Here is a 26,818-nt window from a genome sequence, read left to right as displayed (position 1 = left end):
CACAATGACTTATCAGTTACTTTCTTATCCATTGGATGTAAAAGACCCCGGATTTCCAGGTGAACCTACACTAACTTATGATATTTGTACAAGCACTGCACAAGGTGATGTGTATAACAGTGCTATTATCCATTTATTTAATCATTTTGGGACACACTTTGATGCGCCTAAGCATTTTAACCCAAATGGTTTAGCCATTACTGAGCTACCTTTAACGTATTTCATTTACGAGAAACCACTGTTAATTGATTTGCCAAAATCCGCAGGTTCGTTAATTGAACCTGAAGATTTAGCACCTTATTTAATGCAGATTAAACAAGCTGATTGTCTATTGATTCGTACTGGTTTAGAGCAATTAAGAGCTAAGGACCCACAGCAATATGCCGCAAATGGCGGTGCAGTGAGTATTCAGGCAGCAAAATATTTGATTGATCATGCCAGTAATTTAAAAGCTATTGGTTTTGATTTTATCTCTCTTGCTTCACCAGCTAATCCTGATCATGGTGTTGAAGCGCATCAAGTGATGTTGGGAATGTATAAAGAAAATTTTATTTGCATTATTGAAGATATGAAGCTATCGCAACTTGATAGCAAAACTTTAAAACGTGTTTTAGCAATGCCTTTATTAGTCAAAGGAATTGATAGTGCACAAGTCACCGTGCTGGCAGAAGGAGCTTAGTATGAACTTAATGAAAAATTATTTTTGGGGATGTGTATTTTTATTATTTACTTTTCTAAGTGCTTATCTTGCGTCTTCTATTGATCGTGATTTTGGACGGATTGAAGTCAGTTCAGTAAGTTTTATGACGGAAGAGATGCAACCTATGGTAGGTAAGCTTTATCGCCCTGTTTCTGCAACTGCAGAGACGCCGAAACCAGGGTTATTAGCATTACATGGTTATCAAAGTGATAAAGAAGCAACCAGTACTTTTGGTGCATTAGAATTAGCAAAACGTGGTTTTGTTGTATTAGCGATTGACCACTTTGGACATGGCTATTCAACAAAATTACCTGCATCTAATAAAAATATGAGTGGGGCAAATAATGGTTATCAATATTTGAAATCTTTATCTTTTGTTGATAAATCTCGTCTCGGTATTTTTGGGCATTCAACAGGTGCACTAAATGCAATTCGTGTTGCTAAGCTCAATCCTGATCACAAAGCAGTCAATGGATTAAGTAGTAATGGTGGTGATATGGAACTAAATAACTACTTATTAACTCAAGGTTTATATGAGGAAATTGGTGGTTATCGTGAAAGAACGTTCCCTGTTAAAAATTTAGTGACTCACCCTAAACGTTTAAGTGCTTTTGGTTTGCCTGAAAATGATACATTAAAGTGGGATCATACCTATGGTGATTTTAATGATGGCTCTGCACGTCGTGCAGCTATGGTTGATGGTACACATCTTGGCGTGATGATTGCGGCTGATAGTAATAAAGAAGCAATTCTTTGGTTTAACCAAGCACTACAAAATGGCGAAAAAGGGGAGGATTGGCTTGAACCTGAGCAGCAAACATATTGGTACAAAGAATTTGCAGGCTTATTTGCCTTAGGATCAGCCTTAATTGCGGCATTATGTTTTGCAAGTGGGTTATTAAATAGTGCATATTTCTCTGTTGCTCGTAAACCAGTAACTGAAAAAACAGCTATTTCTGATAAACAATGGTGGGTGTTTGCTGCGGTCAATATTGTGTTGACGATGTTGCTTTATCCATTGTTTACTCAGTGGGGTGGCGCTAATGAGCCTATCGCATCTAAATTGAGTTTTATGCCACTGGAAATGGGTAATGGTATCATTCTATGGTTAGTGGTGAGTGGGATTGTTGGCATCATTTTATTCAGTTTATGGAAAAGAAAAGCTACTATTTCACTCGCAGAATTTGGTGTCACCAGCCATTCTTCAGTATTAACAACACGTCAAATTATTGGACGTTATTTACTCCTCAGTGTCATGTTAATTTTAGGTTTGTACCTACTTACAAGCTTAATTTATCAAGCGTTGAGTGTCGAGTTACGCTTCCTATGGCCTTTATTGAAACCATTAACAGCAGAACGTTTTAGTTTATTCTTTGTTTATTGGTTACCAATTTTAGCATTTTTCTTCATTTTTAATGGGTTGATTGTTTCAGTGCAAATGAAACAAAAATTGGCGGCATCTTTTAGCTCAACACTCATTATTTGGAGTATTAAAACAATCATTTTTGCCACAGCTGGATTAGTTATTTTGTGGCTATTCCATTTTGTACCTGGCTTTATGCAAATGGGACCTGGCTTTGATTTACTCGGTCTTCCACAATTTGGTGGACGTTGGATGATGATGTTAGCAGTTGTTATTCCACAGTTCATTGTGTTTACCGTAATCAATCACTGGTGCTATTTGAAAACTGGCTACATTTATTTAGGGGTATTTTTCACCTCTCTCTTAATGACTTGGGTTTTAGTGGGTGGTCAAGTAATAGGTCGATTCCTCGCATAAAATTTAGTTAGTCAGCAACGTTGTAATGAAACAGTAAAAATGCCCTGCTGTTGATGGGTAGGGCATTTTTTACATCCTAAACCTTGAATCGCATAAAATGTAGTCAAAGTGCGGTCAGAATTTGAGGAGAAAATGATGAAAATTGTTATTACAGGAGGACAAGGATTTCTTGGACAACGTTTAGCAAAAACCTTGTTATCCCAGTCTAATGTGGTAGTTGATGAGCTTGTTTTGATTGATGTAATTAAGCCCATCGCACCCAATGGTGATCCAAGAGTACGTTGTTATGAAATGGATTTACGTCAACCAGTGGGACTAGAAGACATTATGGATAGTAAAACAGATGCCGTGTTTCATTTAGCCGCCATTGTGAGTAGCCATGCTGAGCAGGATCCAGATTTAGGTTATCAAATTAATTTTTTAGCAACACGTAATTTGCTTGAAATTTGTCGTCATAATAACCCTAAAATTCGTTTTATTTTCACCAGCTCTTTAGCCGTATATGGTGGTGATTTACCTGCAGTGATTCAAGATCATACCGCTGTTACACCACAATCAACCTATGGTGCACAAAAAGCAATGTGTGAGCTATTAATCAATGATTATAGTCGTAAAGGTTTTGTTGATGGAATTGCTTTGCGTTTACCGACGATCTGTATTCGTCCTGGTAAACCAAATAAAGCCGCCTCTTCTTTTGTGAGCAGTATTATTCGTGAACCATTACATCAAGAAGAAGCAATTTGTCCTGTATCAGAAAAACTGAATTTGTGGCTATCTAGCCCAAATACTGTCGTTAATAATTTTATTCATGCACTTAAACTTCCTTCTTTACCTGCACGCGATTGGCATGTCATCAATTTACCTGGCTTCAGTGTGAGTGTAGAGCAAATGCTAGCTGATTTAGTGAAAGTGAAAGGAGAACAGATTTTACAGTATGTAAAATTTGAATTTGATGAAGGCATAAATAATATCGTCGCAAGCTGGCCTGCTGCGATTGACTGTTCACAAGCATTTGGTTTAGGTTTTAGCGCCGATCAAAATTTTGCTGATGTGATTCAACAATTTATTCAATGTGATATGTAACGGGAGGCGTTATGTTTGGATTACCTATTCCAATTATCGGCTTGTTGGTTGCCGTATTTGTCTTAGTGTTTTTAGTGCTAAGAACAAGAGTGCATGCTTTCATTGCGATGCTGATTGCTGCTGCTATTGCTGGCTTAATCGGCGGAATGAGCGTAGATAATACTTTAGGAGCAATTACTAAAGGTTTTGGTGGTACTTTAGGGGGTATCGGGATCGTTATTGGTCTTGGTGTCATGATGGGAAGTATTCTTGAGGTCTCTGGTGCCGCTGAGAAAATGGCATATAGCTTCATTAAATTTTTAGGTAAGAAAAAGGAAGAGTGGGCATTAGCTATTACAGGCTATGTGGTCAGTATTCCAATTTTCGTTGACTCAGCATTCGTTATTCTTTATCCAGTAGCGAAAGCATTAGCTAAGAATGGTAAACGTTCATTATTGACATTAGGGGTTGCATTAGCGGGGGGATTAGTTGTAACTCACCATACCGTACCACCAACACCAGGTCCATTAGGTGTCGCAGGCTTATTTAGTGTTGACATTGGTGCGATGTTGTTAGTTGGTATGGCGATGGCAGTACTTCCTGTTGTAGGTATAGTGCTTTATGCAAAATGGTTAGATAAAAAATACCCAACATTTAACCAAGAAGTATTTAGTCAAGAAGAGCTCAAACAAAAATATGATGATTACATCGAAAGTCGTGAGAAAAAAAATCTACCGAGTTTAGGTTTATCATTGCTACCAATTTTATTACCAATCGGGTTGATTTTTATTAAAGCGATTTTAGGCTTAATGGCAAAAACAAATCCAGCGTTGGCCGAAAATACATTGTATCAAGTATTCAATTTCATTGGTCACCCTATGATTGCATTAGCTATTAGTGTATTAGTGGCAGTATATACTTTATTACCTAATGTAGATAAAACGACGACCGCATTGCATTTAGAAGAGGGCGTAAAAACTGCAGGGATTATTTTATTAGTGACTGGTGCTGGTGGGGCATTAGGTGCGGTTTTACGTGAGAGTGGTGCAGGTAAAGAGCTTGCAGAGCAAGTTGCAGCCTTACCTATTTCACCGATCTTGATTCCATTCATTGTATCGACGTTAGTCCGCTTTATTCAAGGCTCAGGCACAGTCGCTATGATTACGGCTGCATCAATTTCTGCGCCTATTTTAGCTCAAATTCCAGGCGTGAATATGCTATTAGCTGCACAAGCTGCAACAATGGGCTCGCTATTCTTCGGTTATTTCAATGATAGTTTATTCTGGGTTGTTAACCGTATGATGGGAATCAATGATGTGAAAAAACAAATGATAGTATGGTCTGTACCGACAACAATCGCGTGGGCAATTGGTGGTAGCACAGTAATTTTAGCCAACTTGATTTGGGGTAATGATGGTTCGATTACTGATTTATTATTACCACTTGGTGTGCTTGCTGCGATTCTCGCGTATGTCAATGTACAAAGTAAGAAACTGTAATTAATTTACTGAATGAATAGCAACAACACTATCTTGTTTGTTGCTATTCTTTTGTATGGAGCTTTATTATGTTAAGAAAAATGCTGATTTTATCTTGCGTGAGTTTTCCCTTATTAAGTTCAGCTACCGCGCAAATACCTGATAGTCCACAAATTCCACAAGCGATCAAAGCAACGTTGTTAGCTGATGTGACAGAGAAGGGGGCAAAAATCACTGGTGTTGCACTGGAATATGAATCGAATTTGTTAGCAGGGAGTGATTTACGTCAAGTTTATCAAATTCATACCGCACTTGAGCAAGCAGAAGCTATGCCAAGAACTTTACTAAGAGCTTATGTCAATGATACACCAAGTAAGTCATATCAAAGTAAAGCTGGGCGTTTTGTAATATTAGAGCTTGATGAACGAGATAAAAATGCAGATTTTTATTCGCTAAAAGTAGAGAATAATCAACCTGTTAAATTTAAGTCGAAAGATACTGCGGGACAGCTTGTAGAAGTGGAAAAAGTACAGGCTAATCGTGTCCCCGAATTTTATGATGATAAATTAGTCTATACGATTAAACAGGCAGGCTTGTTAAAGTTAACTAATGGTAAGACATTGCAACCTAGTGAAATTAAACAAACTGCAGCTAAAACCCAAGTCAAAACGCATTATATTGATGATTTTACTGCTCATTCGGTATCTTTAGAAAAGGCAGATAATCAATTACTTTATCGTTTATACAAACCTGTTTTACAAGAGGGTAAAAAGTATCCATTAACACTGTTTTTGCATGGTTCAGGGCAAGTTGGTCAAGATAATATAGCTCATTTATTATCGAGTAAAGGTGCAATGACTACTTTACAATATGAGGATGGATTTGTTCTTGCGCCACAATATGCCTCTGTATTTGATCCATTTGATAAAAAAGGGATTCATTGGCAAACAAATAATCGTCATCAGCTAGTATTTAAGATGATCGATGAAGTTATCGCGAATAATCCTTATATCGATACAGCACGTATTTATATTGTGGGTCTATCCCGTGGAGCGGAAGGTGGCTTGTATTTATTACAAAAACGACCGCACTTTTTTGCTGGTGCATTATTGATGAGTGGTCGGGAAGCTAATACGGTTGAATGGGTAGATGGTAATGCGACAGCTGAAAGTTTATCTGCATTGAAAGATGTTCCAATGTGGTTTTTCCACAGCGTCGAAGATAAAATCTCACCTGTTGCTGGTTCTCGGATTAATTATGATATTCTAAAAAATAAAGTGAACGCAACAAATGTGAAATACACTGAGTTTAGCGTGCAGCAGGCTGGCGATAATGGCATTATCAATAATAACCCACATAATACTTGGGATGCAGTTTTTAATAGTCCAGAAGCAATCATGTGGCTCTTAGAGCAACGGTTAGTAAAATAAGTTTAGGAAAGTAAAGTTCCTCGCTTTTTGATTGCCATGTTTGTTATGGAGGTCAAATGATAGAATTTGGGGAGATCTGACTGTACTTAAATCTCATATAGTGAAAATAAAAACGCATGTTAAAGTGACATGCGTTTTTTTAGATTCTGTTTCAAGTAAATATACTAAATCAGAATTTTCAGTCATAAAAAAGGCGTAATAAAATACGCCTTCTTTCTGTTTTGCTCTTTAAGCCTAATTATTTAATAATCTTAGCTACAACACCAGCACCCACTGTACGACCACCTTCACGAATCGCAAAGCGTAAACCTTGGTCCATCGCAATCGGGTGAATTAAACTTACAGTCATCTTGATGTTATCACCTGGCATTACCATCTCAACACCTTCTGGTAATTCAATTGTTCCCGTTACATCAGTTGTACGGAAATAGAACTGTGGACGGTAACCTTTGAAGAATGGAGTATGACGACCACCTTCTTCTTTTGATAACACGTAAACTTCTGATTCAAAGTCTGTGTGTGGTGTGATTGAGCCTGGCTTCGCTAATACTTGACCACGTTCGATTTCTTCACGTTTAGTACCACGTAATAAAGCACCAACGTTCTCACCCGCACGACCTTCGTCTAATAGTTTACGGAACATCTCAACACCCGTTACTGTTGTTTTTGTGGTTTCTTTAATACCAACAATTTCAACCTCTTCACCAGTACGGATAATTCCACGCTCTACACGACCTGTTACTACTGTACCACGACCTGAAATTGAGAATACGTCTTCAATTGGTAATAAGAATGGTTGGTCGATTGCACGCTCTGGCTCTGGAATGTAAGTGTCTAAGTGACCCGCTAATTCAAGAATTTTCTCTTCCCACTCTGGTACACCGTTTAATGCTTGTAACGCTGAACCACGTACGATTGGTGTATCATCACCTGGGAAATCATATTGAGATAGAAGTTCACGTACTTCCATTTCAACTAATTCTAATAACTCTTCATCGTCTACCATGTCACATTTGTTTAAGAATACGATGATGTAAGGTACACCTACTTGACGACCTAAAAGAATGTGCTCACGAGTTTGTGGCATAGGACCATCAGTCGCTGCTACTACTAAAATAGCACCATCCATTTGTGCAGCACCTGTAATCATGTTTTTTACATAGTCTGCGTGTCCTGGACAGTCAACGTGTGCGTAGTGACGTGTTGCTGTATCGTATTCTACGTGTGATGTGTTGATAGTAATACCACGCGCTTTTTCTTCTGGTGCATTATCAATTTGGTCAAATGCACGAGCCGCTCCACCAAAGTGTTTTGATAATACTGTAGTGATTGCTGCTGTTAAAGTTGTTTTACCATGGTCAACGTGGCCGATTGTACCCACGTTTACGTGCGGTTTTGTACGTTCAAATTTTTCTTTAGACATTGAGAGTCCCTCTAAACAAACACGGTTATGGATGGTTCAATATACCACATTAACCAAAATTCAAAATTTGTTGTTAATTATAGGACAGAAAGGAAGTTTAAGACTGGTGCTGATAGGCGGATTTGAACCGCCGACCTCACCCTTACCAAGGGTGCGCTCTACCAACTGAGCTATATCAGCGTATGGAGCGGGCAGCGGGAATCGAACCCGCATCATCAGCTTGGAAGGCTGAGGTAATAGCCATTATACGATGCCCGCAGTCCTAAATTCATCTGACCCATCAGAATGCGATTCATTTAAAAAATGGTGGAGGGAGAAGGATTCGAACCTTCGAAGGCTGAGCCGGCAGATTTACAGTCTGCTCCCTTTGGCCGCTCGGGAATCCCTCCGCGTTAAATGAACACCTGCAGAGAAGAATGGTGCCGACTACCGGAATCGAACTGGTGACCTACTGATTACAAGTCAGTTGCTCTACCTACTGAGCTAAGTCGGCATCTCATAAGCAAGTGAGGCGTATTATAGGGAAATTTTTATCGCTGACAAGTATTTTTTGAAAAAAAATGTTTTTTTTTAATTGTTCGCCTAATTATCAGTCAAAATATAGTTTTTTTATTATAAATTTTGCTGTTTTTAAAAAAACTTATGCGATTTTGCTTTTTTATAGGGTATATTTCATATCCAATTTGCCATCATATAGATTAAGTTGAATACATTGTGGAATTAAAAAACGCCAATTTTTTATCAGATCAATTAACGCCTTTTTTATCATTCAATCGTGAGCAATGGGCGGAATTGCGTAAATCAGTACCTTTAACTCTAACTGAGCAAGATTTAAAACCTTTGTTAGGCATCAATGAAGAGTTATCTTTAGATGAGGTGCGTACTATTTATTTACCACTAGTGCGTTTAATTAATTACTATATTGAAGAAAGCTTACATCGTCAGTATGTGATGAATCGTTTTCTTGGTGTGTCTCCAACAAAAGTACCTTATGTCATTAGTATTGCAGGTAGTGTAGCGGTAGGGAAAAGTACATCGGCAAGGATAGTTCAATCTTTGTTATCACAGTGGCCAGAAACAAGAAAAGTTGATTTAATTACGACTGATGGCTTTTTATATCCATTAGCCAAGTTGCAAAAAGAAGAGATTTTACATAAAAAAGGTTTCCCTATTTCGTATGATACTCCTCGTCTGCTTCGTTTTTTAGCCGATGTTAAATCAGGTAAGCCGAATGTGAGTGCACCAATTTATTCTCATTTAACTTACGACATTATTCCTGATCAATTTAATCTTGTGGATCAGCCAGATATTTTGATTCTAGAGGGATTAAATGTGTTACAAACAGGAGATGGTCGCTCAAATCAAATGTTTGTATCTGATTTTGTAGATTTTTCTATTTATGTGGATGCAGATGAAACCTTGTTAAAAGAATGGTATATCAGCCGTTTCTTGAAATTTCGTCAAAGTGCATTTAGCGATCCAAATTCTTATTTTAAGCACTATGCAAATTTGTCCAAAGAGGAGGCTATTGTAACTGCAGGTAAGATTTGGGATGAAATTAATGGATTGAATTTACAGCAAAATATTCTACCAACCAGAGAACGTGCCAATCTAATTTTAACTAAAGGCGCTGATCATGCAGTTGAATTGGTTAAACTCAGAAAATAGTGGAAAACGAATAAAAGCACCGGACTTTTGCTGAATTTATATAAAGTACGGTGCTTTTTAGTTCATTGTTATAGAATAAAACGGCTTAAATCTTCATTTTCAACTACATTACCTAATGCATCTTCTACATAAGACGCATCAATATTGATTAACTGACCACTCATCTCACTTGCACTAAATGAGATTTTATCCATCAAACGTTCCATCACAGTATGTAAACGGCGAGCACCAATATTTTCAGTTTTTTCATTTACACGGAAAGCCGCTTCAGCAATTTTTTTGATTGCATCTGGCGTAAATTCAATATTAACGCCTTCCGTTGCCATAAGTGCTTTGTACTGCTCTGTTAAAGAAGCATTTGGCTCAGTTAAAATTCTCTCAAAATCGACCGCACTTAATGCAGATAACTCAACACGAATAGGTAACCGTCCTTGGAGTTCTGGAATTAAATCAGATGGGCGTGCCACTTGGAATGCGCCTGACGCGATAAATAGGATATGATCTGTTTTTACCATGCCATGTTTAGTACTTACTGTAGTACCTTCAACTAAAGGCAGTAAATCACGCTGCACACCTTCTCGAGAAACGTCTGCGCCACTGTATTCGCCTTTTTTACAGATTTTATCAATTTCATCAATGAATACGATACCGTTTTGTTCAACGGCATCAATGGCTTTTTGTTTTAACTCTTCTGGATTAATTAATTTTGCGGCTTCGTCGTCGATCAAGGTTTTTAACGCATCTTTAATTTTCATTTTGCGTTTTTTGGTTTGTCCACTTGATAGATTTTGGAACATAGATTGCAATTGATTTGTCATCTCTTCCATACCAGGTGGCGCCATAATCTCAACGCCCATTGACGGTGCGGCAACATCAATATCAATTTCTTTATCGTCTAATTGCCCTTCACGCAATTTTTTACGAAAGATTTGTCGTGTTGTACTGTTGTTATCACTTTCTTCAACTTGTCCCCATTGATTTTTAGCAGGCGGGAGTAGTGTATCTAAAATACGATCTTCTGCAGCTTCTTCAGCACGGAAACGGTTTTTTTCAATTTCAGTTTGTCTAACTAATTTCATTGCACTATCAGTTAAGTCTCGGACAATTGAATCGACTTCTTTACCAACATAACCTACCTCAGTGAATTTTGTGGCCTCCACTTTAATAAACGGGGCATTGGCTAGTTTCGCTAAGCGGCGAGCAATTTCTGTTTTACCTACACCTGTTGGTCCAATCATTAGAATATTTTTCGGAGTCACTTCGTGGCGAAGCGGTTCTTGTAATTGCATCCTGCGCCAACGGTTTCTTAATGCAATTGCAACTGCTCTTTTAGCATCTGCTTGACCAATAATGTGTTGGTCTAATTCAGAAACAATTTCTCTAGGGGTCATTTCAGACATATTTTTCTCTCTTATTTCTTTAATGTGACGCTAATTTTAAGACAATCACGCCACTAATAATCATTAATGCACCAAGTGTACGCCAGAAAGTCAGTGCATCGTTGTAATATAGCACGCCAACAATAAAGGCTCCCGCTGCACCAATCCCTGTCCACACTGCATAAGCAGTTCCCATTGGGATTGATTTTTGGGCAAGCCATAGCATAGCACCACTACCCATCATAAAGGTTATTGCGATAAAAAGACCAAGCCAACGCGTTTCTACTTGATTTGCCATTTTGAGACCAATTGGCCACCCAATCTCAAGTAATCCTGCTATTACTAAGTAGAACCATGCCATATTATATCTTTGATAAGTTAAGGTAATTCTTCGATCGTCAAATTAGTATTAGTATAAACACAAATATCACCAGCGATTTGTAACGATTTTTCAACAATGTCACGGGCTGATAAATCAGTATTTTCTACTAGAGCACGAGCAGCAGATAAAGCAAAATTACCACCAGATCCAATTGCTAAAATTTGATCTGCTTCGGGTTGTACTACATCACCAATGCCTGTAATGATGAGACTTTCTTTTTCATCTGCAACGATCAGCATTGCCTCTAGTTTGCGTAATGCGCGATCAGTGCGCCAATCTTTAGCTAATTCCACCGCACTTTTTAGTAAATGACCTTGATGCATTTCTAGTTTACGTTCAAATAATTCAAATAACGTAAATGCATCGGCAGTTCCCCCAGCAAAGCCAGCAAGGACTTTACCATTATATAAGCGGCGAACTTTACGTGCATTCCCCTTCATTACTGTATTGCCTAATGACACTTGGCCATCACCACCTACGACGACTTTACCATTACGGCGAACACTTACAATCGTTGTCATTTTGTTTTCCTTTTATGCCAAAACGTATTGGCTAATATTGAGATGTTATGCAAAAAATCAAGGTAATCCCTTTAGAAACTATTTGATATTTACATAAATACGTTGTGCTTAATTTAATTAAAAATACCAAATAAAAATGCAATAAAGATCATTAAACCAAAATAATTGTTATTTAAGAACGCTTTAAAACAATCTTCTCTTTTCCGATTTTTGATCAGCTTACATTGATAAATGAATAGTAAAGTTGCAAGGAATAGCACCACAAAGTAGCTACTGTGTAATTTTGCGAGGTGACCAATAAATGCTAAAAAAATCAGAGTAATGATTTGTAATAAAGAAATAATTTTATTGTCGTATTGGGCAAACAAAATCGCTGTTGATTTTACGCCAATTCTCAAGTCATCATCACGATCAACCATCGCATATTGAGTGTCATAAGCGACTGTCCAAGTTAAGTTAGCAAAAAAAAGTAACCAACATTCTAAAGGAAGTGATTCAATTGATGCACCATATGCCATTGGAATTGACCAACCAAATGCCATGCCTAAAAATAATTGTGGAAGGTGAGTATAGCGTTTCATAAATGGGTAAATAAAGGCGAGAAATACGGCAATAAAAGACAAAGCTATCGCATAATAATTGAGAAAGAGGACTAAAATAAAAGCACATAAAATTAACAAGGCAAATAAATATTTTGCCTCTTTGGGAGTTGCTGTGCCTGTTGCTAAGGGACGTTTTGAGGTCCGTTTTACTTTGCCATCAATATGCCGATCTGCATAATCATTAATGACACAGCCTGCTGCACGCATTAAGATTACACCTAAAATAAAAATAGTCAAAATACTGATATCAGGCATTCCTTTCACAGATAAAAAGAGTGCCCAAAGTGTTGGCCAAAGTAATAATAGGGTACCGATAGGTTTGTCAAAACGCATTAATTGTGCATAAGCAATCAATTTTTGTTTAGAGATTGACATAATGTTCGCTATTTAATTAAAAGTGCGGTCATTTTACTGCAAATTTTGTCAGATTTCCTTACAAAATCATTTTGTTAATTAGATTGATGATGAATAAGCTATTTTTATGATACTTGATATAAAGATTTAACCCAAATACTCGCTTTAGTAGAGCAAACATATTCGAAAGTTCAGTCTATGGTGTCCTTTATTGAGCAAGTAAGCTAAAAACGTATTAATAAAAGATTCTTGTTTGCAATTAATTATATATTTCAGTTTAGCGCTAGACTTATAAGATTCCCTTGTTAGAATGATTGAATTACTCATTAATTTTTAATTTGACCGTTTTATGGATAGCTTTATTAAATTATTTCATCTTTTTGTTGCTTCAGCACAGTTTTCTATTTTAGCCAAAATGTCGATGGCAATGTTACTCGGTGGTATTATTGGGCTAGAACGGGAGTTAAAACGAAAAGCTGTTGGGGTAAAAACGTGCGTTATTATTGCAGTTACTACTTGTGTCCTAACGATTGTTTCGATTCAAGCGGCAGAACATTACGCGCAAGTTTCGGAGAATATTCGTACTGATCCAATGCGTTTAGCGGCTCAGGTCATTAGTGGTATTGGCTTTTTAGGCGCTGGTGTTATTTTACGTAAGAGTAATGATGCGATTTCAGGTTTGACGACAGCTGCGATTATTTGGGCGGCAGCTGGAATTGGTATTGCCAGTGGCGCGGGTTTTTTCTTTGACGCAATTATTGCAACAATGATGATTTTAATCGCTGTACGTTTAAGTCCAATTGTGCAAAGCCTAGTACGCCGTAAAAATAAAATTCGTAAAACCAAGTTAACGATTCAGCTCAGTACACCGACTGCGATTGGTAAAATCACTGATATTTTAATCAATAATAATTACCGTATTGATAGTTTAAATGTCAAAGATTTACCAAATACAGATGATGTAAGATTAAATATACGTTGCTTAATTACAGATAAAACAATGCTACAAAATGTCTATTTATTATTAAAAAATGAATCAGAAGTAGTGAGTGTAGATATTGAAAATTAAGAGATCATTGGAGTGTGACAATGTTTTATAAACGTTAAATTTGGACGATAACTTATTGTAATATTTGGTTATTTTAAATAAAAATAATTATCATTTTTCTTATGTTATTGATTTATATCATGTTTTTTATCATTAACATTATTTTCTTTTGAAAAACCTTGATCTATCTCATTATTTCTACCCCTTTTTAGTTGTTAAATAATAACACTTTTGTGTTTTTGTTTATGACATAACCGTTGGGGGAGAAGTTATGGATAAATCAATTGTCAATCCTACATTGACCAGAAGGTCTTTAATCAAAAAAGCATCAATCGGTGCTACATTAGCCGCTACTAATCTCTCATTACCCTTTAAAACTGTTGCTGCAGAGAAAAGTGCGGTCAGTTCTACAGAAGAAAGGGTTGTCTGGAGTGCTTGTACAGTTAACTGTGGGAGTCGTTGCCCATTAAGAATGCATGTTAAAGATAACAAAATTCTCTATGTTGAAACGGATAATACAGGGACTGATACTTATAACCTTGATCATCAAGTAAGAGCGTGCCTGCGCGGTCGCTCAATGCGTCGTCGTGTCTATAATCCAGATCGTCTGAAATATCCTATGAAACGAGTGGGTAAACGAGGTGAAGGTAAGTTTAAACGTATTAGTTGGGATGAAGCATTGACTGAAATTGCAGCATCCTTGCGTAAAAATATTGAAAAGTACGGCAATGAATCTATTTACCTGAACTATGGTACAGGGACTCTTGGCGGTACGATGACAAAATCATGGCCGCCAGGCTCAACAATGATAGCGCGTTTTATGAACTGTTTAGGGGGCTATCTTAATCACTATGGCGATTATAGTACTGCACAAATTGCAGTAGGTCTTGATTATACTTATGGTGGTGGCTGGGCTTCAGGTAATGGGCTGGCGGATATTGAAAATACTAAATTAATCGTGTTATTTGGTAATAATCCAGCAGAAACACGTATGAGTGGTGGGGGATTAACTTATTGTATTGAACAAGCTCGTGAGAAATCAAATGCGAAAATGATCGTAATTGATCCTCGTTATACTGATACTGCTGCAGGTCGTGAAGATGAATGGATCCCAATTCGTCCAGGTACTGATGCAGCACTCGTTTCAGCACTTGCTTATGTCATGATTACAGAAGATTTGGTCGATCAGGCATTTTTAGATAAGTATTGTGTTGGTTATGACGAAAAAAACTTGCCAGAAAGTGCGCCTACAAATGGGCATTATAAAGCGTATATTTTAGGGCAAGGTGATGATGGTATTGCGAAAACACCAGAATGGGCATCGCAAATCACAGGTATCCCAGAGGTTCGTATTATTAAATTAGCACGTGAGATTGCAGGGGCAAAACCTGCTTATATTTCACAGGGGTGGGGGCCGCAACGCCGCAGTAATGGTGAGTTAATTTCTCGTGCAATTGCTATGTTGCCTATTTTGACGGGTAATGTCGGTATTAGTGGGGGGAATACAGGGGCAAGGGAAAGTACTTACAAAATACCCTTTGTTCGTATGCCTACCTTACAAAATCCAGTAAAAGCTAGTATTCCAATGTTTATGTGGACTGATGCTATTTTCCGTGCACATGAAATGACGGCATTAACAGATGGTATTCGAGGTGTTGATAAACTCACTGCACCAATAAAGGTTATTTGGAACTATGCAAGTAACTGTTTGATTAATCAACATTCAGATATTAATCGTACCCATGAAATTCTACAAAATGAAGAACAATGTGAATTGATTATTACAATCGATAATCACATGACTTCTACTGCAAAATACAGTGATATTTTATTACCAGATTGTACTGCCTCAGAACAAATGGATTTTTGTATGGATGCATTTGTGGCGAATATGAACTATGTTATTTTTGCAGATCAAGCTGTTACCCCCGCATTTGAATGTCGCAATATTTACGATATGTTGAGTGCACTTTCTGAAAAAATGGGTATTAAAGAACAATTTACAGAAGGTCGGACACAAGAAGAATGGCTGCGGCATATTTATCAATTATCACGTGAGAAATTACCTGAACTACCTACTTTTGAAGAATTTAGAGAGCAAGGTATCTTTAAGAAAGTTGATCCAAATGGTTTTTATATTGCGTATAAACATTTCCGCGAGGATCCTATAGCACATCCTCTCAAAACACCTTCAGGCAAAATTGAAATTTATTCTGAACGGCTAGCAGAAATTGCACAAACATGGAAATTAGAAAAAGATGAAGTGATTCATCCGTTACCTGTTCATGCAGATAGTTTTGAGCATTATGGCGATAAATTAATGGAGAAATATCCATTACAAATGACAGGATTTCATTATAAAGCACGTACACATTCTACTTATGGCAATGTTGATGTAATCAAAGCGGCTAATCCACAAGAGGTTTGGATTAATCCTTTGGATGCGCAAGCCCGTAATATTAAAAATGGCGATATGATTCGTATCTTTAATGATCGTGGCGAAGTTCAAATCTATGCTAAAGTCACCCCACGTATTATTCCAGGTGTGGTTGCATTAAGTGAAGGCGCTTGGTATGCCCCAGACAGTAAAGGGGTTGATCATGCAGGGTGTGTTAATGTGTTGACGACACAACGACCATCGCCTTTAGCAAAAGGTAATCCACAACATTCTAATTTAGTTCAAGTTGAGAAGGTCTAAGGAGTGAGCTATGGAACAATATGGTTTTTATTTTGATTCAGAACGCTGTACAGGCTGTAAAACTTGTGAGTTAGCCTGTAAAGATTATAAAGATTTAGATACTGAAGTAAATTTTCGCCGTATTTATGAGTATTGTGGCGGTAATTGGATTGAAGATAGCAAAGGCTGCTGGAATCAAGACATCTTTACTTATTATATGTCGATTTCTTGTAACCATTGTGATAATCCAGCCTGTGTAAAGGTTTGTCCAACAGGCGCAATGCATAAAAATGCTGATGGTTTCGTGATTGTTAATGAAGATATTTGTATTGGCTGCCGTTATTGCCATATGGCATGCCCGTATGATGCACCACAATATGATGCAGCGAAAGGTCATATGACAAAATGTGATGGCTGTTATTCTCGTGTAAAAGCGGGGCAAAAACCAATTTGTGTTGATGCGTGTCCATTACGAGCCTTAGATTTTGCGCCTATTTCTGAATTGAGAGAAAAATATGGCGAACAAGCCTCAATTGCACCTTTACCGCCAGCAGATCTTACTGCACCAAATTTAGTAGTGAAAACGAATAAACATGCTCGCCCAAGTGGCGATACAACGGGTTTTTTAGCTAACCCAAGAGAGGTGTAGAATGAATGGATTACATGAATTACCTTTAGTGATTTTTACTGTATTAGCACAATCCGTTGTGGGTGCATTTTTACTCTTTTCGATGGTGCTCTTTGCCACTCAGGATATCCATTATCGCCGTTATATCCATAAAGCACTATTTGTATTATTAGTGTTATTGGGTATTGGTTTTATTGCATCTATTGCACATTTGGGGTCACCATTGCGCGCGTTTAACTCGTTAAATCGTGTCGGTGAATCTATGTTAAGTAATGAAATTGCGACAGGCGTATTATTTTTTACTTTAGTTGGTGTCTATTGGATGTTGGCTGTTTTAGATAAGCTACCTAGTGCACTTGGTGGTTTCTTATTAGTACTCGCTTCTGCTGTTGGTGTCATTTTTATGTATATGATGAATCAAGTTTATCATATTTCGACTGTACCCACATGGAATACGAGTTTTACTACATGGAATTTCTACTTAACAGTGATTCTAGGAGGCTTTACACTTGGTTATGGCTTATTACATACTGAGCGCCCAGATGGTAAAATTGTTGCTTGGGTACCTTCTATTATTTCAATCACAGCACTAGTCGCTGCTATTATTGCAATATATCAGGGCTTTAGTCTGGCAGGGATTGTGACTTCAGTACAAAAAGCAAATGTACTTGTGCCTGATTTTGCAATATTAACAGCTGTGCGCTTTAGTTTAATTGGTTTTGCTATTGTATTGTTGTTCTATATTGTGCATAAACCTACTTCAATGGTCAGTAAGCTAATTGCGGTAATTAGCGTACTTGTTGCTGAGATGATTGGTCGTTTGCTGTTTTATGGCTTACATATGACAGCAGGCATGGCGGTAGGTGCTTAACTGACATAATATGGGGGGTAGGTTTATACTTACCCTTTATTATCAAGGATAAAGTGCGGTCTTTTTTAATCATTTTTGGGTAAATATATGAATACAGCGCAGCTAGAATGGATCTCAGTTTCGGGTCGTTTATTAGGTTCATTATTTTATTATGCACCTGATAATCAGAATTTGGCGCCCATTATTGATTTTTTCCAACAGTCTGATTGGCAAGCAGAGTGGCAACCCACACCTAGTACAGATGTTGTTGTAAAAATTGAGCAAGGACTGCTTTCTGAACAGTTGGTATTTGAATATCAGCATTTATTTATTGGTCCAAATGCATTAATCGCCCCACCTTGGGGATCCGTATATCTTGATCCTGAATCAGTGATTTTTGGTCATTCTTTATTGAAACTACGAGAGTTTTTACGCCAACACGAGATTGCTTTTGTAATAGAACAAAATGAACCTGAAGATCATATTGGTTTGATGCTAATGTTGGCAGCTTACTTAGCTGAAAATCACCCTGAGTTATTGAACGTATTTTTAGCAGAACATTTTTTAACTTGGTCAACACGTTATTTACAACTGATGGCAGCACAACAAGAATCTGCCTTTTATCAAGGAATTGCATTATTGACTCAGCTTACTTTGACTGATTGGCAGCAACAGTTAGCTATCGAAGTACAAAAAGCCCGTTTATATCGTTAACAAAAATCGTATTTGAATATAATGTTAAAACACATTGCAGATAGTTCGCAAAATAACCGAGATGAACGTTATTATGAGGCATATTTAAGCCATCATAAGCTGTCTCGTCGAGGTTTATTACGTGGGTTATTAGGTGGAAGTGAGCAGGCAATTAAGCAAGAAAAGCGTCAACACAATCGTCCTCCTTTTGCCGCTAAAGAATCATTATTTGTTGAAGTTTGTAATGGTTGTGGGGATTGTGTAGATGCTTGTCCTTATGGTTTGATTCACCTTATTGAGCACAAACCTGTCCTTAATATTGATTTTTCTGCTTGTGATTTTTGTTCTAAATGTGCCGAAGTATGTCATCGTCATGCTTTACATTATGCTTTTCCAGCTGATACTGAACTGCGTCCTGAGTTTGCAGCAACTTGTTTACTTCAACGTGGGCAAGTTTGTGACGAATGCCAACAAAAGTGCCCACAAGATGCAATTGTTTACTCCCACAATCAGCTGTCAGTTAATCAAAATTGTAATGGTTGTGGTGAATGTAAAATAAGTTGTTTTGTGCATGCTGTGACGCTTATTACTCGTTATAGTTAAATTTTTAATGCATATAAAAAAGGGCGCTTGCGCGCCCAAACTAACCTAACTTAGCGTTAATTATGGATAATAAGTGCGGTCAATTTTAAAATTGACCGCGATTTGTATTAACCTGTGATCTCTGCAACCTCGACTTTGCGATTTTCATAGCGAGACTTGGTGCAGGCATCTGCTGTAGCAATTGCTGCTCTTGCGGCTTCACCAGTAAGTAATTTCTCGAATTCTTCTGTTGGTTTCATACCATGTAAAATATCATTTAGATATTTCATTTCTTTTTTCATAATAGAGCTGAGCCACATTGGGGTACGTTTACCAGGTTTACCATATTGAATTGCACCATCCATTTCTGTACTGGTATAAATTCGAGTACGATCATCATCTTCCTCTTGCGTTTCGTGAATAAGGAAATAGCTATCTTTGCCATCGACACGTAGTGTACCTTTACAATGGAACATATCTAACTTAATCGCACCTTTTTCACCTTGAATAAGTACATAATGTTCTCCCCAGCGGAAAGCTGAGCCCCATTCAAGTACAGCAAAACGTCCATCATCAAATTCTAAATTGAGGAATAACATATCGTCTTCATCACCAAATTTTTCACCTTGATGTGCAACATTACCCGCTGTCATCGTGACTGTTTTAGGCATACCACCCATAATAAACTGAATACAATCTAATTCGTGGATGTGGTGATATAAATGACCACCTGATTTTGCACGAATTTTTTTCCATGAAATACTAGGTTGTTCATCTTCCCAGCCATTACGAGCAGAATGGCAATATAATACTTTGCCAATCACACCTTGTTTGATTAATTCTTTTGCATGATGAACACCATTAAAGAAATTCATGACGTGGCCCGCCATAAAAATCACCCCATTTTCTTCGCAAGTTCTTACCATTTCATCACAATCTTGGTAATTAAGTGCAATTGGTTTTTCACAAAAAACGTGTTTACCATGTTTCGCTGCTTCAATTACTGGTTCTTTATGTAGGTAGTTTGGTGTCGCCACAATGACACAGTCTACTTCAGGACTACTTACCAATTCTTTTAAACTATTGGCTGCAATGCAATTTAATTCTTGTGCAATAGTTTGCCCATTTTCGGGGTCATAAACCATTGTGACTTTTGCATTCTCATTTTCGTTCATAAAACGTGCTAAATCTGCACCAAAATAACCTACACCTACAACACCATATTTGATCATTTTAATTCTCCTCACATGACGATAAATAAATTCTATTTCACGGAACCTTCAGATAATCCACTTGCAATTTTATTTTGGATAAAGCAAAAGAAGATAACAGAAGGGATAACCACGAGCACCGAGGCCGCCATCATATCGCCCCAATCAAGAATTTCTGCACCATTTAAAGAGCGTAACGCTACAGCTACAGTCATCTTACTTGTATCGTTGACTAAAATAAGGGCGTATAAGAACTCATTCCACGCATTAATAAAGGTATAAATTGCAGTGGCGACAATACCTGGCGCGACTAGCGGTAAAACAATTTTGAAGAACACTGTAAATTTATTAGCACCATCAATTTTAGCAGCCTCTTCGATTTCAATAGGCACGGTTTGAAAAAAACCAACTAATAACCACACAGCATAAGGCACACTAAAGGAAAGATAGACAACAATTAGCCCCGTGGTGGTATTTGTCAATCCCACTTTTGCCATCGCAATCGAGTAAGGAATAGCAAGTAAAATAGGTGGGAAAATATAAGTTGTAACTAATAATTTAGACATAATGGATCCTAGTTTAGGAAAGAATCGCACAATGCCATAAGCTGCCATAGATGAAATCGTAATGGCAATGACCGTCGTAACAAGGGAAATAAACAAACTGTTTTTAATATTTACAATGAAATTAAGGTCATAAATGACGTGTTCAAAATAGTCTAAGGTTAAGACTTTTGGCCAAAAACGAGTGGGCTCACTTGTTAATTCTCCCTTACCTTTAATGGAGGAAAGGAAAATCCATACCAACGGAAAAATAGCAATAATAGTGGTTACCGTCAGGAAAAGATGAGAAATAATGTCGCCCAATAGAGTAGATTTCTTTTTCATATTATTTCCCCTCTTTTTCCCAACGGTTAATAATTTTGAAGTAAATGAAACAAACTGAGAGTAAGAAGATAAACAGTAGAACAGTGACTGCAGAGGAACGTCCTAACAATTTACTGCCCCAGCCCATATCATAAGCAAAGATTGGTAGTGTCATTGTGGCATTAGCAGGGCCACCACCTGTAATCAAATAGATAATATCGAAGTTATTAAAGACCCAAACAGTTCTCAAGACGACGAGTAACCCAACGACTAATTTAATATGTGGTAAGGTGATATAACGGAAAATTTGCCAAGCATTTGCACCATCAATTTTCGCAGCCTCATATTGATCAGCTGGTACTGTTTGTAACGCAGATAAGACGTTTACCATAATCATTGGTGCACCAAACCATATATTAATAAACACTAAACACACGAATGCCCAAGTTCGATCAGAGAGGAAATTCGGTGCGACTTCCATGAGACCCAGTTGCACTAGCATATTAGGTAAATAACCGTATACACCGTTTAAAATCCATTGCCAAGAGAATGCAATGACAATAGTTGGGAATGCCCAAGGAATGATAAGTAAAATTTTATAGAGCCATTTGAAACGTCTGACTCGATTTAACGCTAATGCGAGGAAAAACCCCACTAATACTTGTCCTGTCAATGAAAGAACAGTCCACTTTAATGAGTTAAAGAATGATAGCCAGAAGTTGGGATCTGAAAGGACAGCTTGATAATTAGCAAAACCAACAAAGCTATAATTCGGCATAATTAAGTTTTTATTGGTAAAACTGTAAAAAATACTTGATAGAAACGGGTAAACAAACAGAACGGATACGACTAGCATCGCGGGTAATACAAATATCCATCTGGTGTAGTTATGTTGTCTGTAGTACATAAGGAAAACTCCTTATTCAATCCATTATTTACGCTAAATTTTGGGTAAAAGTCCCCTAATGCTTATTTGTGTAAGCAAATTTGAAAGACATTAGGGGATTGGGTTGTTTACGGGGTTACAACAGCTTCGAGTAAAGCATTTAATTCTTTTTCTGCTTTTTGTGCAGCTACCATTGGATCCGTTCCATTTATCACAATATCTTGGAACATTTTTTCAATAATATGCTGATTAGTTAAGATACCCGCTTGCACACTTGGGCCATGCTCATAGCCAATAGCTGTACCAAGTTGCACTGCGTCTGTAATCACTTTTTCTGCGTGAGCAAATTGTTTGATAATTGGATCCTCTTTGTAAGCTGGGTCATCAGAAATTCCTTTTATTGCAGGTAACATACCTACTGGAACAGCTTTTAGGAAAGAAATATAGCGCTCTTTATCATAAAGTGTTTTCATAAAGGCTTTGGATACATCAGGGTGTTTTGAATTTTTCCAAATGACCATTGGAATATTGGCTGTTTCCAATGCAGGTGTTGGATCATTTTCATTGATTTTTGGTACAGGGTAAGCATCAACAAACTCTAATAATTGTGGAGAGTTCGCTTTTACACCACCAATTTGGAAGCCTGAGTTAAAATCAAACGCGGTTTTACCTTGATAATAAAGCGTTGCTTGTTGTAACACATTATAATTCACAGAATCTTTTGGTGAGGTATCTTTATACATTTTTACCCAATATTTAATCCCCTCCTGTACTAATGGGCTAGTGAGATCGACTTTTAAATCCTTGGTCAATAGGCTACCACCGCCACTGCGTACATAAAGATTTAAGAAACGAGTTGCGATAAAATCATTACTACCCATTGGTACAGAAAGCCCATAGACACCCTCTTGCGTTAGTTTTTTAGCTGTGTCATAAAGCTCATTCCAGGTTTTTGGTACAGATAATTGGTGTTTTTCCAAGAGATCTTTACGTATCCACATCACTTGAGCATGAGAATAAAGTGGAATCGAGTAATTTTGTCCTTTTACTGTCCCTTCACTAATTGCAGCTTCAGAAAATTTATCGCGCCCAATACTATCAATAAGATCACCTAGAGGTTGAAGTGCACCAAAGTTAATCATTTCTACAACTTGATTTGGTAAAGCTGTACTTAAATCAGGTACGTTACCTGAAGAAAGGCCTGTAGTCCATTTAGTATAGAAGTCATTCCAAGAGAAGGTTTCAATTTTAATTTTGACTTTAGGATTTTTTGCCTCAAATTCTTTTGCAGCTTGTTGAATGATTTCTAAGCGAGGTCCTTGAGTGAATGAGTGCCAAAATGTAATATTACCTGCTAACTCTTGCCCATCTTTTGGCATTGCCGCACTTGTTTGAGTTGTTTTATTTTCCTCATTACAGCCCGTTAATACAGAAGCACCAGCAATAATTGGCAATAAAACAGAAAAAAGTTTTTTCAATTTCATAGAGAGAATCTCCTATTCTTATTAACAATCGTTAAAATCATTTATTAAAGCTGTAATAATGATTTTTCTGTTTGTGGATCAAAGAAATGTGCATATTTCATATCAAATGCTAAATTAACAACTTGTTCCATTTTGATATTTTGTCGTGCATGGACAATTGCTTTAATTTCTTCGCCATCAATATCGGTATGTAAAATATATTCTGCACCAAGTAATTCTGCGACATTAATATAAGCGTGGATCATTGAATGTTGATATATACCTAATAACATAGGATCATTAGAAATATTTTCTGGTCGAATACCGAGAATAATATCTTTATTATCAAATCCTTTTTCTTTTATTAATTGATAATGTTGTTCTGGGATAGCAAGAGTTGTTCCTTTTGGCGCAATAAATTGACCATTCTCAATTCTTCCATGAATAAAATTCATTGTTGGTGCACCAATAAATCCTGCAACAAAAAGGTTATTTGGCGTGTTATAAATTTCTTTTGGTGAGCCAATTTGTTGTACTACGCCAGCTTTCATCACGACAATGCGATCAGCCATTGTCATTGCTTCAGTTTGATCATGGGTGACATAAATCGTGGTTGCATGAAGAGTTTTATGGATACGAATAATTTCAGCACGCATATTACCACGTAGCTTAGCATCTAAGTTAGAAAGAGGTTCATCCATTAAGAATACTTTAGGCGAACGGACAATCGTTCGTCCTAGAGCAACACGCTGACGTTGCCCCCCTGATAAGGCTTTAGGTTTACGATTGAGGAGGGCATCTAAGCCAAGAATTTTAGCGGCTTCTTTAACTTTTTGGTCAATTTCATCTTTAGGAAACTTACGCAATTTTAGTGCAAATGCCATATTGTCATAGACAGTCATATGTGGATATAAGGCATAAGATTGAAAGACCATTGCAATATCTCGATCTTTTGCTTCCACATCATTTACTAGACGTTCATCAATATAAAATTCACCACTAGAAATATCTTCTAATCCAGCAATCATTCGTAATAATGTTGATTTACCACAACCAGAAGGACCAACTAAAGCAATAAATTCTTGATCTTCAACACTTAAATTAAAATCTTGTACTGCATGAAAACCATTATCATAACGTTTATTAATATTATTCAGTAATAACGTTGCCATATGTATCCACCTTAAAGTAATATATAGAAATATAGTTTATTCGTAGATTTTAAAAACAACTTAGCGCATTAAAATGATTTCATTAATTAAAAATGGAATTTTTAATTTTGTCACTTATTTAGACATATGATGTCCTATATTTAAATAAATATAAAGAGATCCAGATCACAAAAATGAGAAAACTATGGAGAAATTAACTAAAAAAGCGGCATCTCTTGCTTTGCAAGAAAAAATTAAAGAGCTGATTATCAAGCGAAAAATGAAGTCTGGTGATTTGATGCCAACCGAGAATGAGTTAATTGATTTGTTTGGCGTTAGCCGTTCTAGCCTGCGTGAAGCGATTAAGTCACTAGAAGCATTACATATTCTTGATATTCATCATGGTATAGGAACTTTTGTTGGAACGTCATCTTTAGTACCAATGATTCGAGGATTAACGTTTTATGCACAATTACATTTACAAGATAACTTAAAAAGCATTATTGATATTTTAGATGTGCGAGAAATATTGCAATATGGATTTGCTCCTATTGCAGTACAAAAGATAAATTCACAAGAGGTCCAGCAATTACAGCAACTCGTACATATCTTAGAAGATAATGCACAACAAGGCTTATTTTCTATTAAAGAGGAGCATCAGATTCATCTATTAATGTATCAGTCAGTGCAAAATCATTTATTAACCCAATATTTAGATGCATTTTGGCAAATTTATCAACAGCTTGATGGAGAATTACCGAAAATTCTGATTTCTCCAACTGCACTTGCTATGCAGTATCGAGAATTAATCGATGCAGTTGAAGCACGTGATCTTGAGCGTGTACAAAGAGCGATTTTGTATTATTTTCAAGCAATGAGACAACGTTTAACACAAGGAAAAGACAATGAGTAACATTAAAATTGCTTTAATTGGTTGCGGATTTTTTGGGCAGCAATTAGCGCTAGGTTTTACAAAGGCAGGCGCTGAATTACTTGGTGTTACTGATCTTTCTATGGCATTGGCGGAAAACCTAGCACAAAAATTAAGTACTCAGGCTTATGTGGACACAGAAACTCTCTTACTAGAAACTAAGCCTGATTTAGTTTTAATTGCAACCCCTAATTATGCACACAAAATACCCGCAGTCACGGCGTTAAAATATGGTAGTCATATTTTTATTGAAGTCCCTTTTAGTATTCACCAAAAAGATTGCGAAGAAATCCTTGCATTAGCAAATGAAAAAGGAAAAAACGTTTATATTGGCCACTTATTGCGTACTTTACCTGGGCTAATCAAAACAAAAGCATTAATCGAGCAAGGAATATTAGGCAAAATTACAGTAGCAAGAGCAAATAGACAACGTTGGATTGATGATTTCCAAGATAAAAATTGGTGGAAAAATGATGTCAACTTAACAGGTGGTAAGTTATTTAATGAAATACATGAGTTGGATTTACTTTGTTGGTTATTAGGCGATGTGAGTTCTGTTTATGCACAATCTACTAATAGAGCACATCCAGATACGCCAAATCACCATGATATTATCCAGTTATTATTGCAATTTAAAAGTGGTGTATTTGCGTCTTTAGAAATGGGCACCGCGTATCGGCTACATGAGTGGGGAATTGCGATTCATGGCGAGCTTGGTGCACTTGTGGTTAATTTCTTTACATCGACTGTTACCTTAACACTTGCTGATGGTACAAGAGAGCAATTCAATTTATATGATGAATTTGAAGCAGACTTATCGTTAAGAGAAAGTGGGAAAGCCACTCAAAAATATAATTCGGTCACTAGTCTTGCTCCACTTTGGTTAACAAGAGCGGTGGAGATTGAAGCTGAGATTGTCGTACAGAGCCTTATTAATAATGAAAAAGCTACCGTGTTAAGCCAAAATGTAATAGAAGCGGTGACGGTAGCTTGTGCAGTAAGAAAATCGATTGAAACACAACAACAAGTCAAAATCGATTGAGTAATTTAAAT

General features: G+C 37.0%; 24 protein-coding genes and 4 tRNA genes. 14 read left to right on the top strand and 14 right to left on the bottom strand.

Annotation, left to right across the window (positions count from 1 at the left end):
• Positions 1-4: 4 nt before the first annotated feature.
• The 5 genes from DYE19_RS08275 (at position 5) to DYE19_RS08255 (ending at position 6,450) form a co-directional block, all read left to right on the top strand.
• Positions 5-679 (top strand): cyclase family protein, encoded by a 675-nt coding sequence (locus DYE19_RS08275; RefSeq protein WP_115323243.1) that lies wholly within the window; start codon positions 5-7, stop codon positions 677-679.
• Between the two features lies 1 nt (position 680).
• Positions 681-2,480 (top strand): alpha/beta hydrolase, encoded by a 1,800-nt coding sequence (locus DYE19_RS08270; protein WP_115323242.1) that lies wholly within the window; start codon positions 681-683, stop codon positions 2,478-2,480.
• 135 nt (positions 2,481-2,615) lie between these two features.
• Entirely contained in the window at positions 2,616-3,563 is a 948-nt protein-coding gene (gene denD, locus DYE19_RS08265) for a D-erythronate dehydrogenase (RefSeq protein WP_115323241.1), read from the top strand.
• An 11-nt stretch (positions 3,564-3,574) separates the two neighbouring features.
• The gene (locus tag DYE19_RS08260) at positions 3,575-5,041 is read left to right on the top strand and encodes a GntT/GntP/DsdX family permease (RefSeq protein WP_049214934.1); all 1,467 of its coding nucleotides are present in this window, start codon (positions 3,575-3,577) and stop codon (positions 5,039-5,041) included.
• A gap of 68 nt (positions 5,042-5,109) precedes the next feature.
• Positions 5,110-6,450, top strand: a complete 1,341-nt coding sequence (locus DYE19_RS08255) for a carboxylesterase family protein (RefSeq protein WP_115323240.1) — start codon at positions 5,110-5,112, stop codon at positions 6,448-6,450.
• Between the two features lie 238 nt (positions 6,451-6,688).
• Here DYE19_RS08255 and tuf read toward each other — a convergent pair whose 3' ends face one another.
• The 5 genes from tuf to DYE19_RS08230 all read right to left on the bottom strand — a co-directional run bounded on the left by tuf (position 6,689) and on the right by DYE19_RS08230 (position 8,366).
• Entirely contained in the window at positions 6,689-7,873 is a 1,185-nt protein-coding gene (gene tuf, locus DYE19_RS08250) for an elongation factor Tu (protein ID WP_049214773.1), read from the bottom strand.
• A 104-nt stretch (positions 7,874-7,977) separates the two neighbouring features.
• Positions 7,978-8,053: transfer RNA gene (locus DYE19_RS08245), tRNA-Thr, on the bottom strand.
• Positions 8,054-8,056: 3 nt separating this feature from the next.
• A tRNA-Gly gene (locus DYE19_RS08240) sits at positions 8,057-8,131 on the bottom strand.
• Positions 8,132-8,177: 46 nt separating this feature from the next.
• A tRNA-Tyr gene (locus tag DYE19_RS08235) sits at positions 8,178-8,262 on the bottom strand.
• Positions 8,263-8,290: 28 nt separating this feature from the next.
• A tRNA-Thr gene (locus DYE19_RS08230) sits at positions 8,291-8,366 on the bottom strand.
• A 221-nt stretch (positions 8,367-8,587) separates the two neighbouring features.
• Between DYE19_RS08230 and coaA the strand changes: the two genes are divergently transcribed.
• A complete protein-coding gene (coaA, locus tag DYE19_RS08225) occupies positions 8,588-9,541 on the top strand; it encodes a type I pantothenate kinase (RefSeq protein WP_115323239.1) in 954 nt (317 codons plus the stop codon).
• 68 nt (positions 9,542-9,609) lie between these two features.
• Here the strand turns inward: coaA and hslU are convergent, their stop codons facing one another.
• The 4 genes from hslU to ubiA all read right to left on the bottom strand — a co-directional run bounded on the left by hslU (position 9,610) and on the right by ubiA (position 12,800).
• The gene (hslU, locus tag DYE19_RS08220; protein WP_115323238.1) at positions 9,610-10,941 is read right to left on the bottom strand and encodes an ATP-dependent protease ATPase subunit HslU; all 1,332 of its coding nucleotides are present in this window, start codon (positions 10,939-10,941) and stop codon (positions 9,610-9,612) included.
• A gap of 19 nt (positions 10,942-10,960) precedes the next feature.
• On the bottom strand, positions 10,961-11,281 hold the full coding sequence (locus DYE19_RS08215) for a DMT family transporter (RefSeq protein ID WP_049215555.1): 321 nt from the start codon (positions 11,279-11,281) through the stop codon (positions 10,961-10,963).
• A 17-nt stretch (positions 11,282-11,298) separates the two neighbouring features.
• Positions 11,299-11,823 carry an ATP-dependent protease subunit HslV gene (gene hslV, locus DYE19_RS08210; protein WP_049215557.1) on the bottom strand — a complete coding sequence of 175 codons (525 nt, stop codon included), beginning with the start codon at positions 11,821-11,823 and terminating at the stop codon, positions 11,299-11,301.
• A 113-nt stretch (positions 11,824-11,936) separates the two neighbouring features.
• Complete coding sequence (gene ubiA, locus DYE19_RS08205) at positions 11,937-12,800, bottom strand: 4-hydroxybenzoate octaprenyltransferase (protein ID WP_115323237.1); 864 nt, start codon at positions 12,798-12,800, stop codon at positions 11,937-11,939.
• A gap of 328 nt (positions 12,801-13,128) precedes the next feature.
• Between ubiA and DYE19_RS08200 the strand changes: the two genes are divergently transcribed.
• From DYE19_RS08200 to napF, 6 genes are all read left to right on the top strand, one after another.
• The gene (locus DYE19_RS08200) at positions 13,129-13,848 is read left to right on the top strand and encodes an MgtC/SapB family protein (RefSeq protein ID WP_049215561.1); all 720 of its coding nucleotides are present in this window, start codon (positions 13,129-13,131) and stop codon (positions 13,846-13,848) included.
• Between the two features lie 250 nt (positions 13,849-14,098).
• Positions 14,099-16,525 (top strand): DMSO/selenate family reductase complex A subunit, encoded by a 2,427-nt coding sequence (locus DYE19_RS08195; RefSeq protein WP_115323236.1) that lies wholly within the window; start codon positions 14,099-14,101, stop codon positions 16,523-16,525.
• Positions 16,526-16,535: 10 nt separating this feature from the next.
• Positions 16,536-17,153 (top strand): DMSO/selenate family reductase complex B subunit, encoded by a 618-nt coding sequence (locus tag DYE19_RS08190; protein WP_115323235.1) that lies wholly within the window; start codon positions 16,536-16,538, stop codon positions 17,151-17,153.
• A gap of 1 nt (position 17,154) precedes the next feature.
• The gene (locus DYE19_RS08185) at positions 17,155-18,003 is read left to right on the top strand and encodes a dimethyl sulfoxide reductase anchor subunit family protein (protein ID WP_115323234.1); all 849 of its coding nucleotides are present in this window, start codon (positions 17,155-17,157) and stop codon (positions 18,001-18,003) included.
• Positions 18,004-18,090: 87 nt separating this feature from the next.
• The gene (gene dmsD, locus DYE19_RS08180) at positions 18,091-18,696 is read left to right on the top strand and encodes a Tat proofreading chaperone DmsD (RefSeq protein WP_115323233.1); all 606 of its coding nucleotides are present in this window, start codon (positions 18,091-18,093) and stop codon (positions 18,694-18,696) included.
• A gap of 21 nt (positions 18,697-18,717) precedes the next feature.
• Positions 18,718-19,278, top strand: a complete 561-nt coding sequence (gene napF, locus DYE19_RS08175; RefSeq protein WP_049215570.1) for a ferredoxin-type protein NapF — start codon at positions 18,718-18,720, stop codon at positions 19,276-19,278.
• A gap of 107 nt (positions 19,279-19,385) precedes the next feature.
• Here napF and DYE19_RS08170 read toward each other — a convergent pair whose 3' ends face one another.
• The 5 genes from DYE19_RS08170 to DYE19_RS08150 form a co-directional block, all read right to left on the bottom strand.
• Positions 19,386-20,489, bottom strand: a complete 1,104-nt coding sequence (locus tag DYE19_RS08170) for a Gfo/Idh/MocA family protein (protein WP_049215574.1) — start codon at positions 20,487-20,489, stop codon at positions 19,386-19,388.
• 32 nt (positions 20,490-20,521) lie between these two features.
• Positions 20,522-21,355 carry a carbohydrate ABC transporter permease gene (locus DYE19_RS08165; RefSeq protein ID WP_049215576.1) on the bottom strand — a complete coding sequence of 278 codons (834 nt, stop codon included), beginning with the start codon at positions 21,353-21,355 and terminating at the stop codon, positions 20,522-20,524.
• Position 21,356: 1 nt separating this feature from the next.
• Positions 21,357-22,241 carry a carbohydrate ABC transporter permease gene (locus DYE19_RS08160; protein WP_049215577.1) on the bottom strand — a complete coding sequence of 295 codons (885 nt, stop codon included), beginning with the start codon at positions 22,239-22,241 and terminating at the stop codon, positions 21,357-21,359.
• Positions 22,242-22,348: 107 nt separating this feature from the next.
• Positions 22,349-23,704 (bottom strand): ABC transporter substrate-binding protein, encoded by a 1,356-nt coding sequence (locus tag DYE19_RS08155; RefSeq protein WP_049215580.1) that lies wholly within the window; start codon positions 23,702-23,704, stop codon positions 22,349-22,351.
• A 44-nt stretch (positions 23,705-23,748) separates the two neighbouring features.
• Positions 23,749-24,855, bottom strand: a complete 1,107-nt coding sequence (locus tag DYE19_RS08150) for an ABC transporter ATP-binding protein (protein ID WP_049215581.1) — start codon at positions 24,853-24,855, stop codon at positions 23,749-23,751.
• Between the two features lie 184 nt (positions 24,856-25,039).
• Between DYE19_RS08150 and DYE19_RS08145 the strand changes: the two genes are divergently transcribed.
• Both DYE19_RS08145 and DYE19_RS08140 read left to right on the top strand, forming a co-directional pair.
• On the top strand, positions 25,040-25,747 hold the full coding sequence (locus DYE19_RS08145; protein WP_115323232.1) for a FadR/GntR family transcriptional regulator: 708 nt from the start codon (positions 25,040-25,042) through the stop codon (positions 25,745-25,747).
• Positions 25,740-26,807: a Gfo/Idh/MocA family protein gene (locus DYE19_RS08140; RefSeq protein ID WP_115323231.1), complete on the top strand. Its 1,068-nt coding sequence runs from the start codon at positions 25,740-25,742 to the stop codon at positions 26,805-26,807. Before DYE19_RS08145 ends, DYE19_RS08140 begins: the two co-directional genes overlap by 8 nt.
• Positions 26,808-26,818: the final 11 nt, after the last annotated feature.

The organism is Pasteurella canis, from assembly GCF_900454865.1.
GTDB classification, from domain to species: Bacteria; Pseudomonadota; Gammaproteobacteria; order Enterobacterales; family Pasteurellaceae; genus Pasteurella; species Pasteurella canis.
The sequence above is the reverse complement of the archived record's forward strand: the minus strand, read 5'-3'. Positions and strand labels throughout refer to the sequence as shown.